This window comes from Tellurirhabdus rosea (genome assembly GCF_026278345.1).
GTDB lineage: Bacteria > Bacteroidota > Bacteroidia > Cytophagales > Spirosomataceae > Tellurirhabdus > Tellurirhabdus rosea.
In genome coordinates, this window is record NZ_CP111085.1 from 2004279 (window position 1) to 2021557 (window position 17279).

The window sequence follows — 17279 nt, forward strand, 5'->3', positions numbered from 1 at the left end:
CCTTTGTATTGTAAGGATTGAAAAAGGGTGACACAAAGCACAGGCGGGTTCTGCTCAGAAGCGCCCCCTGCCGGTCCCTCGAAAGTCAGTCATTTCAAAGTAGAATTTAGCCGTTTACGCCAATGAATATTGAAAACGCCCAGGTGCAGATGCGGAAGGGAATCTTGGAATTCTGTATACTGCACATTATCTCGCGGGGGGAAGTTTACGCCTCCGACATGCTGGACGAACTGACGTCGGCCCGCATCATGGTTGTGGAAGGAACGCTTTACCCGCTGCTGACCCGGCTCAAAAATGCCGGACTGCTCGACTACAAATGGGTGGAATCGACCTCCGGGCCACCGCGCAAGTACTACATCCTGACCGGATCAGGCCAGGAGTTTCTGAAAGCGATGAACGACACCTGGCTTGACCTTTCGGATTCGGTTAGTCAGATTATCGGGAAGGTGACTCCGCACAAAACGGTCGCCAACGGACATCCGGAACCGAACGAATAACCTAAACTCTCGTCAAGACATTTCTGCATAAAGCCATGAAAAAGACCATCAGCATCAATATCAGCGGCGTCATCTTCCATATCGAGGAGGACGGCTATGACAAGCTGAAAAATTACCTGACGTCGATTCAGCAGTACTTCTCCACCTACGAAGACAGTCAGGAAATCATTACCGACATCGAAAACCGCATCGCTGAAAAGCTGCACAATAAACTCAAAACCGACCAGAAAGGGGCCGTTACGCTCGACGACGTGAACGAACTCATCCGTTCGATGGGCACCGTGGCCGACTTTGTGGCCGTCGAGGAAGAGGAAATCCTGGTGGGTGCCGGGGCCAACAGCGCCAAACAGGCGTACGGCTCCGAGGGCGCCCGCTCCGGCAGCAATCCGGCCGGTACGCCTCCGCCCCCGCCGAACCAGACCTACAGCGCCCCGCGGAAGCTGTACCGCGACCTGCGCCGCAAACTGCTCGGTGGCGTAGCTTCGGGCATTGCCAACTACTTCAACATCGATCCGGTCTGGGTCCGGCTGATTTTCCTGACCCTGTTTTTCGCCCTGCCGCCGATCGGGCAGGAAGTGGGAGCGGGCATCTCCGGCCTTACGCTGATCCTGTACATCGCCATGTGGGTGTCGTTTCCCGGCTCGGTTACGCTGGACGACGACAAGAGCGTGAAGAAATTTTACCGGAACCCCGACGACAAAGTGCTGGGCGGGGTAGCTTCCGGCCTGGGCGCGTACTTCGGCATCGACCCGGGCGTCATCCGGCTGCTGTTCGTCCTGACCATCTTTCTGTTCGGAACGGGTCTGCTGGCCTACCTGATTCTGTGGATCATTTCGCCGGAGGCCAAAAGCATGACGGAAAAAATGGAGATGAAGGGGCAACCCATCACGCTGACCAACATCGAGCACAACGTGAAGCGGAGCCTGAATATCAACGAAACGTCGGGGCAGGAAAGCACGCTGACCAAAGTCCTGCTGTTTCCCTTTCGCCTGATCGCGGCGGTCGTCAACGGACTGGGGCGGGTGCTGGGGCCTCTGCTGCGCGGCTTTGGCGCGGTGGTGCGGGTCTTTATCGGCCTGCTGCTGATCGTCACGGGCGGCTCCATCGCCATTGCGGCCCTGGCCCTGCTGGGGGTTGCGCTGGGCATGCAGAACGTAGGCATTGAAACGGGTGATTTCCCGATTGAACTTCTTCAGCAGGACATTTCGGGTCCGATGCTCCTGGCCGCTTTCGTCGCGATGTTTATTCCGGGACTGGCCCTGGGCGTCCTGGGCGCTACGCTGGTGTCGCGGCGGGCTTTCTTCTCCCGGAACATCGGCCTGGGCATGCTCGCCCTCTGGTTCCTGAGCGTGCTGGGTCTGGCTATCGCCATTCCGCCGCTGGTGGCCGACTTCCGCCGGACGGGTGTTGTCGAACAGAAAAGCCCGCTGGCCATTGCGACCGTCCCCACTTTTATACTGAACGATATGGATGGCGGAACGTCGTTCCGGCCTTCGATCGAACTGGAAGGCTACGACGGAACGGTGATGCAGGTTGTCAAGCGGCTGCGTTCGCAGGGTCCTTCGCGGCAGCAGGCGCAGCAGTACGCCAGCCTGGCGATTTACAACTTCTCGGTGCAGGATTCGACGGTGCGTTTTGATTCGGAATATGAACTGAAGCCCGGCTCAAAATTCCGGGGACAGGATGTGGACGTTACGGTGCTGATTCCCTACGAAAAGCCGTTCCGGATGGATGAGGAATTTGCCCGCTTTATCCGCAACGAATTCGGCCAGCGCGAAATCGAACGCATGAAAACCAGCCTCTGGAAATTTACCAAAGCCGACGGGCTCGTCAATGTAGGCGGGGCGCGTGACCTCGACCGCTACGAAAACGACGATGACTTCGATACCGACGATGCCGTCAGCCAGGCCCTGCGGGATGAATTTGGAAGCGATTTTGACCAGCGGGGCGAATTCAGCCGCCAGTTCAACGTCGGTAATTTTGATAAAATGAATATCGGTGGAGCTTTTGTGGTCCGGGTTCGCCGGGGCGACACCATCAAAGTTGTGGCCGATGGCCGCGAGGAAGACCTCGACGACCTGCGCATCGAAGCTAACGGCGGCGAGCTGTCGGTAGAGTTTCGCGACAACAGCCTCTTCCGGTTGAAAGACCGCAAACGCATCGGCCTGACGATCACCATGCCGACCATCCGGGAGGCCGAGTTTTCGGGAGCTACGCAGGTGAGTGTGGCCGGCTTCGAAAACGTGGAAACCCTGGATCTGGGCCTGAGCGGGGCCAGCAAGGCGCAGGTAGACATGAAAGTACGGACGCTGAAGCTGGAAGTGAACGGTGCCTCCAAGGCGTTTCTGCGCGGACGGATGGAAAATCTGGACGCCGACCTGTCGGGAGCCAGTGAACTCGACGCCACGGAAGCGCAGGTCGGTAAGGCCGACGTCGAAGCGTCCGGGGCCAGCAGCGCCGATTTCGGTCAGGTACGCGACCTAAACAGCCGCACCAGCGGGGCCAGCCAGGTTCACGGACAGGAAGCCAGCCAGCCGATGCCGCAGTAAGTTTACGTAAGTAAAAACGGGGACTCTTCCAGAAAAAGGGTCCCCGTTTCTTTGCCGGACCATGCAACGTTTTGCTATCTTTCCGGTCTATATCCTAATCCATTAATCAACCCTATTATGCGTCATCGTATCCCTTTTCGTCACCTTGCTGTCCTGTGTCTCGTGTTTCTGACCGCGACGCTGACCGTTTCTGCCCAGGACGGCACCCGCACGTTCAACTTCTCGAATTTTGACCGGCTGGACATGGGCAGCGCCTTCGTCATCAACGTTTCGCAGGGAAGCAGCTACAAAATCAGCGCCACCGGCCGTCAGAAAGACCTCGACGATCTGGAGGCCGCCGTGGTCGGCAACAAAACACTGCGCATTCGCTACAAAAGCAGCGACTGGCGAAACAACCGCCGCGAACGGGTCACGTTCACGATTACGATGCCGAGCCTGAGCGGGGTCAGCTTCGGCGGGGCGTCCAAATCGACCGTAGCGGGCTTCCGCAACCAGAAAGTGTTTGATATCGACATTTCGGGAGCTTCGTCGTCGACCATCGACGTAGACGCCACGGACGTGCATATCGACGTTTCGGGCGCTTCCAGCGTCACGCTCGCCGGCAAAGCCCGGACGCTGAAGGGCGACGTTTCGGGCGCTACCAGCCTGAAAGCGTACGATCTGAAGCTCGAAAGCGCTGCGGTAGAAGCCTCCGGAGCCAGCAACGCCCAGTTGTTTGTCACGAGCCGCCTCCAGGCCGACGCCAGCGGCGCCAGCAGCATCCGCTACAAAGGTTCGCCTTCCGTGCAGTCGAATACGTCGGGAGCCAGCTCCGTGCGGACGGTGAACTAATCCCTTCATAAACAAGCCACTTCTCAAAACCCTTCCAGGAGGGGAAGGGTTTTGTTTTATCAGGCGACAGGATTGTAGTACCTTGTACACTCTTTGCCTGCTGACTTGTCCTGCTATGAAATTTTTCGTTCAGATAACCTTTGAAATCGGCCTCTGTCTGGTTCTCATACCAGAAGGCTGGGCCCAGCGCAGCCGGTTTCAGAACCAGAACCTGTCGGTGCATGCCGGGCTGGGCGTGGCTAACTATTCGGGGGACCTGAACGAAAATACGGCACGGTACAGCCGTCCGGCGGTGTCGCTGGGGGTGAATTACCAGATTCTGCCCCACGTGGCGGCCCGGGGCGAATTCCGGATTTATCAGCTCTTCGGCAGCCAGGTCGGGACGCCTAATTTTACGAATAACCTTTCTTTCCGCTCGACAAACCCCGATGCCTGGCTAGGCGTGGAACTCAGCGCCCTGCCCGCCAACCGACCTGCGGGCTTCAACGCGGGACTTTATACCGGAATTGGCCTGACGCATCTTAGCCCAAAAGCCCCTTCGCAGAACGGGTGGGTTTTGCTGCCACCCCTGCGTACGGAAGGGGTTTCGTACACGCAGGTAGCCGGCGTTGTTCCCTTCGGACTGGTGCTCACGTACCGATTCTCGCCGAAATACGCGCTGCAGGCTGACCTGAGTTATACCTACTCACTGAGTGATTATCTGGACGATGTCAGCACGGTTTATCCTGACCCGGATCTCCTGCCCTCCAGCCTCGCCCGTGCCCTCTCCGACCGTCGGCCTGAACTGGGGCTATCGCCCAACCAGCCCGGTTTTCCGCGCGGCAATCCGAACAGCAGCGACAGCTACATCCTCGCCCAGCTGAAGCTTAAACGTTACCTGACCCTGACCAATCGCCAGTACCGCCGGAGTCTGCGGTGTTTAAAATAAGTCTGACAGTCGTAAGCGGTCCGCCGCCGGGGTCATAAGGTAATAAGCGGTTTGCGGTGGCGGTCGCCGGTTTTTTCGTTTACGGGTAAATGTCGAAATTCGCGGTTTCGCCAAGTCGTACGACTTACGACCGCAGCGGCGGACCGCTTACGACTTACAGACTTACGACTTTACAGACTGATTTATGCCACAACCCAAATACGCCCGCGAGTCGCTGACCACGATGACCGAGATGGTTCTGCCGAACGATACCAACACGCTCAACAACCTGATGGGAGGCCGTCTGCTGCACTGGATGGACATTGCCGCCGCCATCGCCGCGCAGAAGCACTCCAACCGCATCGTGGTGACGGCCTCCGTCGATAACGTATCTTTTGCCGAACCGATCAAACTGGGCAATATCGTGACCATGCAGGCCAGAGTTACGCGCGCCTTCAACTCGTCGATGGAAGTGTTCATCGAGGTTTGGGCCGAAGACATCCCGGCGGGCCACCGCGTCAGCACCAACCGGGCGTTTTACACCTTCGTCGCCGTGGACCAGAGCGGCCGACCCATCGAAGTTCCGCCGGTTATTGCCGAAACAGAGGATGAAAAAGCCCTCTACGAAAGCGCCCTCCGCCGCCGCCAGCTCCGCCTCGTCCTCGCCAACCGCCTGAAACCTCAGGAAGCGACAGAACTGCGGAAACTCCTGGAGATAGAATAGGTGGAATTTTGAATGATTGAATGGTTGAATTTTGAATGGCTGAATGATTGATTGACTGAATGACTGGCTCCGCTGCTTTACGAACGATAGCGAAGCCAGTCAATCAATCAATCAATCAATCAATCAATCAATCAATCATTCAATCATTCAATCCTTCAATCATTCAAAATTCAATCATTAAAACTCCACCCTCTCCACCGAATACGCTACCGGCTTACCGCCGAACAACACCTTTGTCGCGGCCCAGGTCGTGCGGAACAGTTCCGAGTGGCGGTAGGCTTCGAGGGCTTCGGCGCTTTCCCAGTAGCTGTAGGTCAGGTAGACGTTGGGCTGGTCGAGGTCGCGGAGGAGTTCGAGATGCTGACAGCCGGGGAAGCTGCGGATTTTATGCTTTGACGCCTCGAAGATGGTTAGAAAGGCGTCCACGCTGCCTTCCTCAAACGTCATTCGGACAATACGAATCAACATTTTTCAGTTAAAAATTAAAAGTGAAGAGTTAAAAGTAGCTGCCCTATCGCTTACTTTTAACTCTTCACTTTTAATTTTTAACTGAAAATGAATTATCGTCAATTCGGCCGCACCGGCTGGCAGGTCAGCGAAATCGGGTACGGCATGTGGGGACTGGCGGGCTGGACCGGCTCCGAACGTGAACAGGTCGAACACGCCCTCGAACGCTCCGTCGAACTGGGTTGCAACTTTTTCGACACCGCCTGGGCGTACGGCGACGGTCTGAGCGAGCAGATCCTCAACGGGCTCATCCAGCGCCATGCGGGCAAACGCCTGTACGCCGCCACCAAGATTCCGCCCAAAAACCGCATCTGGCCCTCCCGCCGCGGCTTCAGCATCGACGACGTGTTCCCCGCGGATTACATCGTGGAATACACCGAGAGGAGCCTCAAAAACCTGGGCATCGAAACCATCGACCTCCAGCAGTTTCACGTCTGGGAAGACGAATGGGCCGATCGGGACGAGTGGAAAGAAGCCATCCAGAAGCTGACGCAGGACGGGAAAGTCCGGGCCTGGGGTGTGTCCGTCAACCGCTGGGAGCCGGACAATTGCCTCCAAACGCTCCGGACCGGCCTGATCGACGCCGTGCAGGTGATTTACAACATCTTCGACCAGAACCCGGAAGACAGCCTCTTTCCGCTCTGCCGCGAGCTGAACATCGGCGTCATCGCCCGGGTGCCGTTCGACGAAGGGACGCTGACGGGCACGTTCACGAAAGAAACCACCTTTCCGGCCAGCGACTGGCGCTCTACGTATTTCGTGCCCGAGAACCTGAACGCCAGCGTCGACCATGCCGACGCCCTGCGACCGCTGCTGCGCGACGGCATGACAATGCCCGAAATGGCCCTCCGCTTCATTCTGAGCAATCCGGACGTGGCAACGACCATCCCCGGCATGCGCCAGATTCGCAACGTGGAAGCCAACATGGCGACCAGCGACGGCAGCGGCCTGCCGACAGAACTGCTCACTGAACTGAAAAAACACCGCTGGGACCGTACCCCGACGGAATGGAGCCAGTAGGGGAGTTAAGAAGTTAAGAGTTAAAAGAAGGCTCCCCCAGTCCGGATTCCAGACCGGGGGAGCCTTCTTTTAACTCTTAACTCTTTTTAAATTCTAACTTTTAATTTCTCTTTGGGTTAAAGCCAAAACTTCAGTACCAGGCCGATGAGTGCGGCGGCGGCGATGAGTTGCCATTCGGATACCTTCCTGACCCGTAACAGAATCAGCAGCGTTCCGACGGCCAGCAGCACTGACGGCAGGTCCGTCAGCTGGCGTTTGCCCAGCACGACCACCGCCCCGGCAATGGCCCCGACGGCGGCAATCGTGATCCCGTCCACCATCGCCTTGATTCCCGGCCGCCGACCGTACGTTTTGAAATAAGGTGCAGGCAGGATGGTCAGCAGGTAACAGGGCAGAAACGTGGCCAGCGCCGCTACGCACGCTCCGGGCAAACCCGCCACCAGATAGCCGATGAAAGCCACGGTAATGACCACCGGGCCGGGCGTGATCATGGCCACCGCCACAGCGTCCAGAAACTGCTGCTCGTTCAGCCAGCCGTATTCTTTCACGACGCCTCCGTACAGAAAAGGCACAATGGCGAGACCGCTGCCAAAGACAAACGCCCCGGCCTTGAAAAAGAAAAGAGCCAGTTTCCACAGAATCGAATCCTGCGGCAGCGTCACGGCCTGCAACAGAAAGGGAGCCACGACATTCCCCGACCGCAGCCACAGCGGTGGCGCCTTGACCAGCCAGTAAACAAGGCCGGAAAGCAGCACCAGCCACAGAAGTTCCGACTCGGTGATGGCCGTGGCGAGGGCGGAAAGAACAAACAGGCTTATGCTCAGACCATCGTTTCCCACGGTTTTGGTGGTGAGCTTGTACGTTCCGTTGGCGATGATGCCGATCACGGCCGCACCCACGCCGTAGAACAGCGCCTGCATCCACGGCAGGCCGCCAAACTGCACATACGCCCAGCCAATCGCCAGCACCATCAGAAACGACGGCAGCACAAACGCCAGCCCCACCAGCGTAGCCCCGACGATTCGGTAATGGACGTAGCCGATGTAAATGGCCAGTTGCGCGGCCAGTGGTCCGGGTGCCAGCTGCGCCAGCGCCAGCCCTTCGCGGTAATCGTTTTCCTCAATCCATTGGCGGCTGACCACCAGGTCCCGGTGCATGGCGCTGACCAGCGCGGGCGGGCCGCCAAAGCCGATGGCACCCAGTTTCAGAAAGTAAGCCGTCAGTTGACGGAGGCTGTAAACGGTTTTCGGGCGCTGCGCTACCAAACCCTCGTCTAACGTTTCCATAGCAGTTCGTGGTCTTCGTTCGGGAACATTGGTTTCAGGAAAGAACAGGCTATTAGTCCGTACTTGCGATAGAGTAGACAGACTATAAGTATTTATAACCTATTGATTTTATAGATTTTTATGCAAAAAAAGTTTTAACTTTCCGGCCTATCCAAATGAATGCCGCTTATTTTTTCAGAAAGACCAAATTTTCTCTCTTTTATCATATAACATCTTGAAATGTACAAGAAGTACTTTGTTCCTGTCCTTTTTCTCCTGATTTCCTTCCCGGTTTTTGCGCAGAATGTAGTGAAGGAAATCACTCCTCAGCGGCAGTTGTGGCTGGCGTTTTTCAACCAGACGCGTCTCAGCGATCGCTGGGGTCTGTGGCTCGACCTGCACGCCCGGACCATCGGCGACGACTTTGCCAACCGCTGGAATACGCAGATTTTTCGCCCCGGCGTAACCTATTTTTTAAGCGATCAGGTCCGGCTGACGGCCGGTTATGCCTACGTCCGGCACTACCCGGCCACCTCGGATGGCGACGTTCGCCCCGAACACCGACCCTGGCAGCAACTGGCGTGGAGCGGTCGGCTGGGTCGTTTTTATCTGAATCAGTGGATTCGGGCCGAGCAGCGTTACAACCGCAGAACCAGCAACGGCCAGTTGCAGGACGGGTACACGTTCAATCACCGCTTTCGGTACATGTTTTTTCTGCAAATCCCGCTGACAAAGCCCCAGATGCAGCCGGGCGTCCCGAATTTTGTCTTTCAGAATGAATTACACCTCAACGCCGGGAAACAGATTACCTACAATTACTTTGACCAGAACCGCTTTTTTGTGGGCTTCTCGTATCCTTTTTCCAAAAGTCTGACCCTGCAGGCGGGCTACATGAACCTGTTCCAGCAGCTTCCGGCGGGTAACCGGTTTGCCAATAATCACGTGGCCCGTTTGTTTCTTTTTCAGACGCTTGACTTTCGGCAATAAAAGCATTTTACAAAACTTTGTGCAACTTTGTGCCTTTATTGGCCATACATGCGTAACGCCTTTCTACTTTTTACCATCGGTTTAAGCTCTTTGACTTTGCGGGCCCAGACCGCTCCCAAGACCCTTCGCTACCAGCAGCAGACGTGGCTGATGTACCAGCTTCAGCTTCGCTTTTCACCCCATTGGGGCGGAATTCTGGAGTCGCATCTGCGGCGCAGCGGACATTTCGTGGATTTTGCCGGGACGCAGATCAACCGGGTTGGCCTTAGTTACTTTCCCAACGCTGCCGCCCGCCTATCGGCCAACTACGCCTATGTAGTCAACCGGAATGCCTTCAACGTGGGGCCCGCGCGGCCCGAACACCGGACCTGGGCAGAAATCGGCTTTAGTCAGCCTTTTCCTAGGCTGGTCCTCAACCAGCGTTTCCGGGCCGAACAGCGCTTTGTCCACCGCAGTGACGGTAACAAATTAACGGAGGGTTACCGCTTCAATCACCGGCTTCGATACCAGCTGGGCATTCAGTGGCCGATGCGCCAGCCCGCACCCGGTCGCCTGACGCCGAATCTGGTGGTGCAGAACGAAATTCTGGTCAATGCCGGGAAGGAGATTGTCTACAATTATTTCGACCAGAATCAGTTTTTCATCGGCATTTCCTGTCCGGTTGGGCGCGGCTTCACGCTCCAAACCGGCTACCTGAACTTGTTTCAGCAGCAAAGTGCGGGAAATGCGTTCGTAGACTTTCACATTCTGCGTTTCACGGTCTTTCAGACTCTTGACCTGCAACGGCGGCTCCCAAAAACAAATAAGGTCGCCATGGCGACCTTATCCGACCTTACTGAATAAATTATTACTCGGCCTGAGTAGCACGATCTGCGCGACCCAGCCTACGCGGCCCGACCTACGCCGCGCGACTCGATTGCGGGCGGCGGGTTGAGCGCACGGGATTGCCTTTGGCACTTTCCAGCACCTCATCCGTAATCACGCCGAGCTGGTGCGCCCGCTTGAGCACAAACTCAAACGGCAGATTGAAATAGTTGGACACGTCCAAGCGGAAGCTATCCGGGAAACGCGACAGCCGGACCCCAAAGAAGCTGTTGATTTCGGCTTCGGGCATCAGCGTCGCCAAGGCTACCCGTTCGGCTTCGTCCAGCAGTTCGGCCTTATCGGCGTACAAATGCTCCAGACCGATGGCCGCCACCAGAATGTGCAGAAAAACCTGTTTGTAGGCTCCCGCCAGTTCGAAGGGCAGAATCACCCACCCCTGTTCGCGGAAACGGGCGGCGAAGCCCGTCAGCCCCGGTACGCCCCGCAGGTCGCCGGCAATCATTTCGGCCGGGAACGCCAGCCGGGCATCCTGCTTCGACAGCCGGTAGATCACCGCCTCGACCGGGCTTTTCTGAAACAAGAGGTCGGTCGGCATCTGCCGGGTGCTTTCCCAGTGGTCCGTCAGCTTGACAAACACCGCTTCGTTGACCGGCAGATTCTGGGCCGTTCCCAGACTTACCAGCAGTTGCCGGTATGCCGAAAGGAAGTCTATCTGTAACTGATTAGCGTTAAATTTTCCTCGTCTCATAGTGCTTGCATACCGCTTTCCGCGAGGGCAGCGGCGTGTTCAGAAAATGCGTTGTAGTATCTGAAAAACAGCTAATAAAGATACAAAATTCCCGGGACGAAGACAATGCTGGCGCTAAAAAGGAATAAAAAACGAATGCCATTTCAGAATGAAATGGCATTCGTTTTTTATTCCTTTTTAGCGCCAGCGGAGGGTGTTGAGCATGTGCATCACATCCTTGCGGACGTACTCAATGACGGGGGCCAGCGAGTCGTTCTGGGTGGCCGTGTTGAAGTACAGAGCCCCGCGCAGAAAATGCCGGGTCGTGTCGGTGGTGTAGAACTGCAACTGGCTGGGCACCTCGCCCGAAATGGCGATGAGGTTGGCCCGCAGTCCGTTCGGCATTTCGACCATCTGCTCCTTGAACGCATACGCTTTCTCGTTGTGCTTGGCCGCCAGTTTGTAGGCATCGCCGATCATGCCTTCCAGCCGTTTGGGGCTGTTCAGCACCGGGTGGTAGGTCAGCTGAACGTTCGCTTTGAACTCCGGATAATAAATGAAAATCCAGTGCGGCTGGGCTCCGCGGAACGAATCGGGCAGGACGCGGGCGTGCCGGGAGTATTCAAACGTGTACGGATGCGTTTCGGTCAGAGACTGGTAGGTGTGCGCCGGCAGATCAAGGCGGTTATAGCCTTTGGGTTTCGGCGTATAATTTTCGGTATCGGCCCCCCCGCAGGCAGCCAACGCCACCGCGGCCAGTACGGGTAACAGAAAGCGGAATAACTTCATACTATGTAAAACGGAGGGCAGCGCCGTTTATTTCTATCCATCAGAGCGAAAAAGGCTCCGTCTTTCGGCTCTGGTTACACCAAAAAATAAGCGGAGCCGGGCTCCGCTTTCGGTCAGGAATTGACCAGTTCGAGTTCTTCTTCCCGTACCGGCTCGCCGAGCAGCGTCCGGAAGCGGTTGATGTTGAAGGTCGGCTCGACCCAGACCTCCCCGAGCACCGGGTGTTTCACCGGCACGTCCGGATTCTGGATTTCGCTCAGCAGCAGGCCGGTTTCGCCGGTCGTGTGGCGCTTGGCCGCCCGGACCGTGTACATCTTGTCTTTCGACGGCGTTTTCACCCCAAACTCCGCATAAAACGCCAGCACCGGGGGCGGGAAAAGGTCGTTGACACAAATTACTTCCATATTGTCTGAACTCTGATTTACGCTGATTTTACTGATTGCGCTGATTATCAAACAAAGTTCGGAAAAAAATCATTGCTAATAAGTTTATAGTTTAGGGTTTATAGTTGCTTCTCATCATCAAAGCGAGGCAGAGCAACTCTAAACCATAAACCCTAAACTATAAACTTTACCCCCCTTCTCAATCCTCAAACATACTCCCCAGCCCGCCGAGGATGGAGCCGCCTTCTTTGTTGGCCTGCCCGCCGCCGATGGATAGCCGGTCGACCAGTTTGGAGATCGGCATCGACTGGATCCAGACCTTGCCCGTGCCGCGCAGGGTTGCCAAGAACAGGCCTTCGCCGCCAAAGATCATCGATTTCAGCCCGCCGGAGCGCTGGATGTCGAAGCTGATGTTGGGTTCAAACCCGACCACGCAGCCCGTATCTACCCGCAGGGTTTCGTTGTTCAGTTGCCGCTCGATGACTACGCCACCGGCATGAATGAACGCCAGACCGTCGCCCTGCAGCCGCTGCAGAATGAAGCCCTCTCCGCCGAACAGACCCGCCCCGATCCGTTGGTTGAAGTGAATGTTCATCTGCGTTCCCAGGGCGGCGCAGAGGAAAGCGTCTTTCTGCACAATGAGCTGATTTCCGTACACCTTGCTCAGGTCGATGGGCATCACCGTTCCGGGGTAGGGAGCCGCAAAGGCCACCTTCCGCTTGCCGTAGCCGCGGTTGGTGAAGTGGGTCATGAAGAGCGACTCGCCCGTCAGCAGCCGCGAACCGGCCTGAAAAATCTTCCCCATGAAACCGCCGCTCGTCGCAGAGCCGTCGCCCATCTTGGTTTCAAACTGGATGCCGTCTTCCATGAACAGCATGGCGCCGGCCTCAGCAATGACGGTTTCGTTCGGGTCAAGTTCAATCTCGACGACCTGGATGTCTTCGCCGATGATTTTGTAGTCAATTTCGTGGGAACGCATAAAACAATGAACAATTAATAATGAAGGATAAGAATATCTGGCTACGAATTACAAGTTTTGCACGGATTTGCAAAACGTCCGCATCTCCTTCATTCTTAATTATTCATTCTTCATTTCAATTTTCCCGGATTACTCCTCTTCGTCGGTTCCTTCCTCGTCCTTCCGGCCTTTGGGGTCCTTCAGGTCTTTGCGGTGGCGGAGCTTCTTGTCGTCGACGGTTTTGTTGAGAAACTCGTTGATCCGGTCGATGTCGAAACTCGTCGTGATTTCGCCGAACGTATTGATTTTAATGTCGAACCCTTCCAGTTCTTTATGCACCCGGGGCTTGTCCTCCTGCGGGTCTTCCGGTTTTATCGGTTTCTTGGCCATACCTTCAAAAAGAGTTATGAATTATGAGTTAAGAGTTATGAGTTAAGGCAGGTTATGAACTAACTCATAACTCTTAACTCATAATTCATAACTAAGTTAAAGTTGTGTCAGCGCTTTGTCGAGGCGGGCTACGGCTTCGTCCCGGCCGATGATCTCCAGCGTAATCATCAGATCCGGACCGGCTCCCACGCCCGACAGGGCCAGGCGCAGGGCCTGCATCACCTTGCCCTGCTTGATGCCCGCGGCGGCCAGCGACTCCGCAATGGCCGTTTTTGCGGTTTCGGCCGTAAACGTATCCAGTCCGGCAAACGCGTCCCGCACCACCTGCGCGGCTTTTCGGGCATCGTCGTTCCACTTCGCCGCCCGCACCGTTTCGTCGTAGCTCTCGGGCGTCCGGAAGAACATCGCCGACTGCGGGTAAATTTCGTGCGCGAACGAAACCCGCTCCTTCATCAGCCCGGCGATTTTTTCGGCTTTTTCCAGGGAACACTCCAGTCCGTCGGCTTCGGCCTGCTGCTGGATCGTAGCGGCCAGTTCCGCTTCCGGAAGTCGGCGCAGGTATTCGTGGTTGAACCATTTCGCTTTCTGAATATCGAACCGCGCCCCGGCTTTGTGGATGTGCTCCAGACTGAAAGCCTGAATCAGTTCGTCCATCGAAAACAGTTCCTGCTCCGTGCCCGGATTCCAGCCCAGAAACGCCAGGAAGTTGACCAGCGCCTCTTTCAGGTAGCCGTCTTCGCGGAAACCGCGCGCCACCTGCCCGTTGAACGGGTCGGTCCACTGCAGCGGGAATACCGGGAAACCGCCCAGGTCGGCATCGCGCTTGCTGAGCTTGCCGTTGCCGTCGGGTTTGAGCAGCAGCGGCAGGTGCGCAAACTGCGGCATGGTGCTTTCCCAGCCGAGGTAGCGGTACAGCAGCACGTGCAGCGGCGCCGACGGAAGCCACTCTTCCCCCCGGATGACGTGCGTGATGCCCATCAGATGGTCGTCCACGATGTTGGCCAGGTGGTAGGTCGGCATGCCGTCCGACTTCAGCAGCACCTTATCGTCGATCTGGGAAGAATGCACCACGACCCAGCCGCGGATGAGGTCGTTCAGGCGAATGTCCTCCTTACGGGGCACTTTCAGGCGGATGACGTACGGGTCGCCGGCTTCGATGCGCCGCGCCACTTCCTCGGCCGACAGCGTGAGCGAGTTGGTCATCTGCAGACGCGTGATGGAGTTGTACTGGGCCGCCGGGGCGTTGGCCGCTTCCATCCGTTTGCGCATGGCCTCCAGTTCTTCGGCCGTGTCGAAGGCGTAATACGCCTTGTCTTCGGCGACCAGACGCTCGGCTTCTTTGCGGTAAATGTCCTTCCGTTCGGACTGGCGGTAAGGCGCGTGCGGGCCTCCGACGCCGACGCCTTCGTCGATTTCGATCCCTACCCAGCGCAGAGCTTCGAGGATGTACTCTTCCGCTCCCGGCACAAACCGGTTCTGGTCGGTATCTTCAATCCGCAGCAGCATTTTGCCGCCATGTTTGCGGGCGAAAAGATAATTATAAAGGGCTGTCCGAACGCCGCCAATATGCAGCGGACCCGTCGGGCTGGGCGCAAAACGGACACGAATTTCCTGAGACATAGATTTTATTGAGTGATTGAGCGAATGAGTGATTGAGCAATTAAGGGGATCAGCATTACCCACTCAATCGCTCAATCACTCAATCACTCATTGAACTGCGATGACCGAGATTTCCACGTTGACGTCTTTCGGCAGGCGGGCTACCTGGACGGTTTCGCGGGCGGGAGGCTCGGTCGAGAAAAAGCCGCCGTACACCTCGTTGATGGCGGCGAAATGGTTGAGGTCTTTGACGAAGATGCTGGCTTTGACAATATTTTCGTAGGAAATACCGGCGGCGTTCAGAATGGCACCGATGTTTTCCATCACTTTCCGCGTCTCGGCTTTGATATCCCCTTTCTGGGATTCCTCGAAGGCGATTTGCCCCGAAACGTACAGCGTGTCGTTGGCAAGAATCGCCTGACTATAGGGACCAATGGGTGCGGGGGCACTGGCGGCGTAAATAACTTTTTTATTCATTTTCACCGGGGTAGAGTAACTTTCAGATGCGTTTTGGGTGCAAAAGTCGCCGATTTTCCGGCCCGTACCAAACGCGTCGCTCCTTTTCTGTCCCGTTCATGCGTTATTCACTGCTTATTTTTGTACGTAACCCCATTGAAGGTCAGGTCAAAACCCGCCTTGCCCGCCGGATCGGTCCGGAGAAGGCGACGGACATCTACCGGCATCTGCTCACCCACACCCAGCAGGTGGTCGCCGCCCTGACCCTTCCGCTGCCGACGGAGTTACGCCGTACGGTCTGTTATGCGGATTTTGTTAATGAAAATGACCTTTGGAACGGCTTTGACAAAAAACTCCAGGCCGATGGCGACCTCGGCACCCGCATGCAGCAGGCGTTTCGGGAGGAGTTTGAGGCCGGGGCCGAGCGCGTCCTCATCATCGGCAGCGATTGCCTGGACCTGAAGGTCCGCCACGTGCAGGAAGCGTTTATGGAACTGGCCGACAACGAAGTGGTCTTCGGCCCCGCCACCGACGGCGGTTATTATCTGATGGGAATGAGCCGTTTCATTCCCGGCATTTTTGAAAACAAACCCTGGAGCCAGCCCACCCTCCTGCGCCAGACGCTGGCCGAGCTGGACACCCAGAAAGTCCAGTACGGACTGCTGGAAACGCTGTCGGACGTGGACGAATGGGCCGATGCGAAGCGGTATCGCCTACTGTAAAGAAACGAGAGACGCCTAATCCGGCGTCTCTACAGAAGTTCAAAGTCCTACCGACACGCGCACGCCCGGAAACACATTCCGGAAAGCGCCTTTCATGTACAGTTCGGGCTGTATCTTGATCAGGCCGTGGTGAAACACCGTCCCGCTGAGCCGAATGGTGTTCCGGTCGAAATAGCCGCCGCGCCGGTAGACCGGCATCCCGACGTAAAATCCGGCCAGAACCCGGCTGAACGATGACCGGACGTTGCCGCGGTCGTTCCGATAAAAGGTCACGCCTACGTTCACGAAATCGTTGCGCAGGCTCCGGTAACTGCCGTCGGAGGGCGTCTGAAAGAAAAAATTGGACAGATAGCCCACCGAGTACGCCACGTTGCGCATCCGGCTGGGCACAAACTGCAGGTCCAGTGCCGCGGACGGCACCCACTGGTTGCGCACCAGCCCCACCCCGATACCCGGCGAAATAATCAGCGACGGACTGCGGGCCAGCCCCGGACTGATAAAATCAGGCGCTTTGCCTTCCTGCTGCACCAGGTCAAAGGCCATTTTGGGACTGGTCAGGTCGTGGGCTTTGTAATTTTCAACGGCTTGCAGTGCCTGTTGCAGCCGGGCGTTGACGCCCTGTCGGGCCACCCGCTCGGCATCGGCCAGACTGTTGAGCAACAGGTAGACGTGGAAATCGTAGGATTGCGCCGGAGCATTGACGGCGGTTTCGCGCGTCCGCCACACGATATGAAGCGTATCCTGTCGGGTCTTGAGCAACACCGGCTGGCCGCCGTCGCTCAGGCGGAAGGAAGCGGCGGGCTGCGGATACGGGCGGAGGTCCAGCGTCCGGTCCGTGTCGGCAAGCCGGAAGAACGCGTAAAAGGACTGGGTGCCCGCTTCGGCCGGGTCCGCAACTTTGCGGTAATCCGCGGCAAAGAGCCGGAGCACCGAATCAATGTTGCGGTGGGCGCGTACCTGGGCATACGAATCAAATCCGATCAGCAGCGTATTGCGCTGTCCCAGATCCACTTCGATATGGCTGCGCCCCAGAAAAGCGCCTCCCGTATGCCGGCTCGACCGGATGTGCGATTGATTTTGCTGGGCAACGGCGTCCCACGCCAGGCTCATCAGGAGCAAGGCCATTAACACAAGGTATTTCAT

The 17279-nt window shown here is 56.8% G+C and carries 19 protein-coding genes; 9 read left to right on the forward strand and 10 right to left on the reverse strand.

What is annotated here, in order from left to right:
* The first annotated feature begins 122 nt into the window (after positions 1-122).
* The 5 genes from ORG26_RS08320 (at position 123) to ORG26_RS08340 (ending at position 5508) form a co-directional block, all read left to right on the forward strand.
* Positions 123-497 carry a PadR family transcriptional regulator gene (locus tag ORG26_RS08320; protein WP_266368383.1) on the forward strand — a complete coding sequence of 125 codons (375 nt, stop codon included), beginning with the start codon at positions 123-125 and terminating at the stop codon, positions 495-497.
* Positions 498-532: 35 nt separating this feature from the next.
* Positions 533-3046 (forward strand): PspC domain-containing protein, encoded by a 2514-nt coding sequence (locus ORG26_RS08325; RefSeq protein WP_266368384.1) that lies wholly within the window; start codon positions 533-535, stop codon positions 3044-3046.
* Positions 3047-3163: 117 nt separating this feature from the next.
* A complete protein-coding gene (locus ORG26_RS08330; RefSeq protein ID WP_266368385.1) occupies positions 3164-3877 on the forward strand; it encodes a head GIN domain-containing protein in 714 nt (237 codons plus the stop codon).
* A gap of 115 nt (positions 3878-3992) precedes the next feature.
* On the forward strand, positions 3993-4805 hold the full coding sequence (locus ORG26_RS08335; protein WP_266368386.1) for a hypothetical protein: 813 nt from the start codon (positions 3993-3995) through the stop codon (positions 4803-4805).
* A gap of 184 nt (positions 4806-4989) precedes the next feature.
* Positions 4990-5508 carry an acyl-CoA thioesterase gene (locus ORG26_RS08340; RefSeq protein WP_266368388.1) on the forward strand — a complete coding sequence of 173 codons (519 nt, stop codon included), beginning with the start codon at positions 4990-4992 and terminating at the stop codon, positions 5506-5508.
* Positions 5509-5685: 177 nt separating this feature from the next.
* On the opposite strand, the gene ORG26_RS08345 is transcribed toward ORG26_RS08340, so the two are convergent.
* Positions 5686-5976 carry a putative quinol monooxygenase gene (locus ORG26_RS08345; RefSeq protein WP_266368389.1) on the reverse strand — a complete coding sequence of 97 codons (291 nt, stop codon included), beginning with the start codon at positions 5974-5976 and terminating at the stop codon, positions 5686-5688.
* 87 nt (positions 5977-6063) lie between these two features.
* Between ORG26_RS08345 and ORG26_RS08350 the strand changes: the two genes are divergently transcribed.
* Complete coding sequence (locus ORG26_RS08350; RefSeq protein ID WP_266368390.1) at positions 6064-7035, forward strand: aldo/keto reductase; 972 nt, start codon at positions 6064-6066, stop codon at positions 7033-7035.
* 116 nt (positions 7036-7151) lie between these two features.
* Here the strand turns inward: ORG26_RS08350 and ORG26_RS08355 are convergent, their stop codons facing one another.
* A complete protein-coding gene (locus ORG26_RS08355) occupies positions 7152-8321 on the reverse strand; it encodes a chromate transporter (RefSeq protein WP_266368392.1) in 1170 nt (389 codons plus the stop codon).
* Positions 8322-8540: 219 nt separating this feature from the next.
* Here ORG26_RS08355 and ORG26_RS08360 point away from each other — a divergent pair, with 219 nt between their 5' ends.
* Positions 8541-9287 (forward strand): DUF2490 domain-containing protein, encoded by a 747-nt coding sequence (locus ORG26_RS08360; protein WP_266368393.1) that lies wholly within the window; start codon positions 8541-8543, stop codon positions 9285-9287.
* 48 nt (positions 9288-9335) lie between these two features.
* A complete protein-coding gene (locus ORG26_RS08365; RefSeq protein WP_266368395.1) occupies positions 9336-10130 on the forward strand; it encodes a DUF2490 domain-containing protein in 795 nt (264 codons plus the stop codon).
* 55 nt (positions 10131-10185) lie between these two features.
* On the opposite strand, the gene ORG26_RS08370 is transcribed toward ORG26_RS08365, so the two are convergent.
* The 7 genes from ORG26_RS08370 to ORG26_RS08400 form a co-directional block, all read right to left on the reverse strand.
* Complete coding sequence (locus ORG26_RS08370) at positions 10186-10860, reverse strand: hypothetical protein (RefSeq protein WP_266368397.1); 675 nt, start codon at positions 10858-10860, stop codon at positions 10186-10188.
* A gap of 177 nt (positions 10861-11037) precedes the next feature.
* Positions 11038-11628, reverse strand: a complete 591-nt coding sequence (gene gldD, locus ORG26_RS08375; protein WP_266368398.1) for a gliding motility lipoprotein GldD — start codon at positions 11626-11628, stop codon at positions 11038-11040.
* A gap of 113 nt (positions 11629-11741) precedes the next feature.
* Positions 11742-12032 carry a hypothetical protein gene (locus ORG26_RS08380; protein WP_266368399.1) on the reverse strand — a complete coding sequence of 97 codons (291 nt, stop codon included), beginning with the start codon at positions 12030-12032 and terminating at the stop codon, positions 11742-11744.
* 178 nt (positions 12033-12210) lie between these two features.
* The gene (locus tag ORG26_RS08385) at positions 12211-12990 is read right to left on the reverse strand and encodes a TIGR00266 family protein (RefSeq protein WP_266368400.1); all 780 of its coding nucleotides are present in this window, start codon (positions 12988-12990) and stop codon (positions 12211-12213) included.
* A gap of 129 nt (positions 12991-13119) precedes the next feature.
* The gene (locus ORG26_RS08390) at positions 13120-13359 is read right to left on the reverse strand and encodes a hypothetical protein (protein ID WP_266368401.1); all 240 of its coding nucleotides are present in this window, start codon (positions 13357-13359) and stop codon (positions 13120-13122) included.
* A gap of 96 nt (positions 13360-13455) precedes the next feature.
* Positions 13456-14979 carry a glutamate--tRNA ligase gene (gene gltX, locus ORG26_RS08395; RefSeq protein WP_266368402.1) on the reverse strand — a complete coding sequence of 508 codons (1524 nt, stop codon included), beginning with the start codon at positions 14977-14979 and terminating at the stop codon, positions 13456-13458.
* Positions 14980-15066: 87 nt separating this feature from the next.
* Positions 15067-15435, reverse strand: coding sequence for a Rid family detoxifying hydrolase (locus ORG26_RS08400; RefSeq protein WP_266368403.1), 369 nt, complete (start codon positions 15433-15435; stop codon positions 15067-15069).
* A gap of 98 nt (positions 15436-15533) precedes the next feature.
* Here ORG26_RS08400 and ORG26_RS08405 point away from each other — a divergent pair, with 98 nt between their 5' ends.
* A complete protein-coding gene (locus tag ORG26_RS08405) occupies positions 15534-16136 on the forward strand; it encodes a TIGR04282 family arsenosugar biosynthesis glycosyltransferase (RefSeq protein ID WP_266368404.1) in 603 nt (200 codons plus the stop codon).
* Positions 16137-16175: 39 nt separating this feature from the next.
* On the opposite strand, the gene ORG26_RS08410 is transcribed toward ORG26_RS08405, so the two are convergent.
* Entirely contained in the window at positions 16176-17279 is a 1104-nt protein-coding gene (locus ORG26_RS08410; RefSeq protein ID WP_266368405.1) for a hypothetical protein, read from the reverse strand.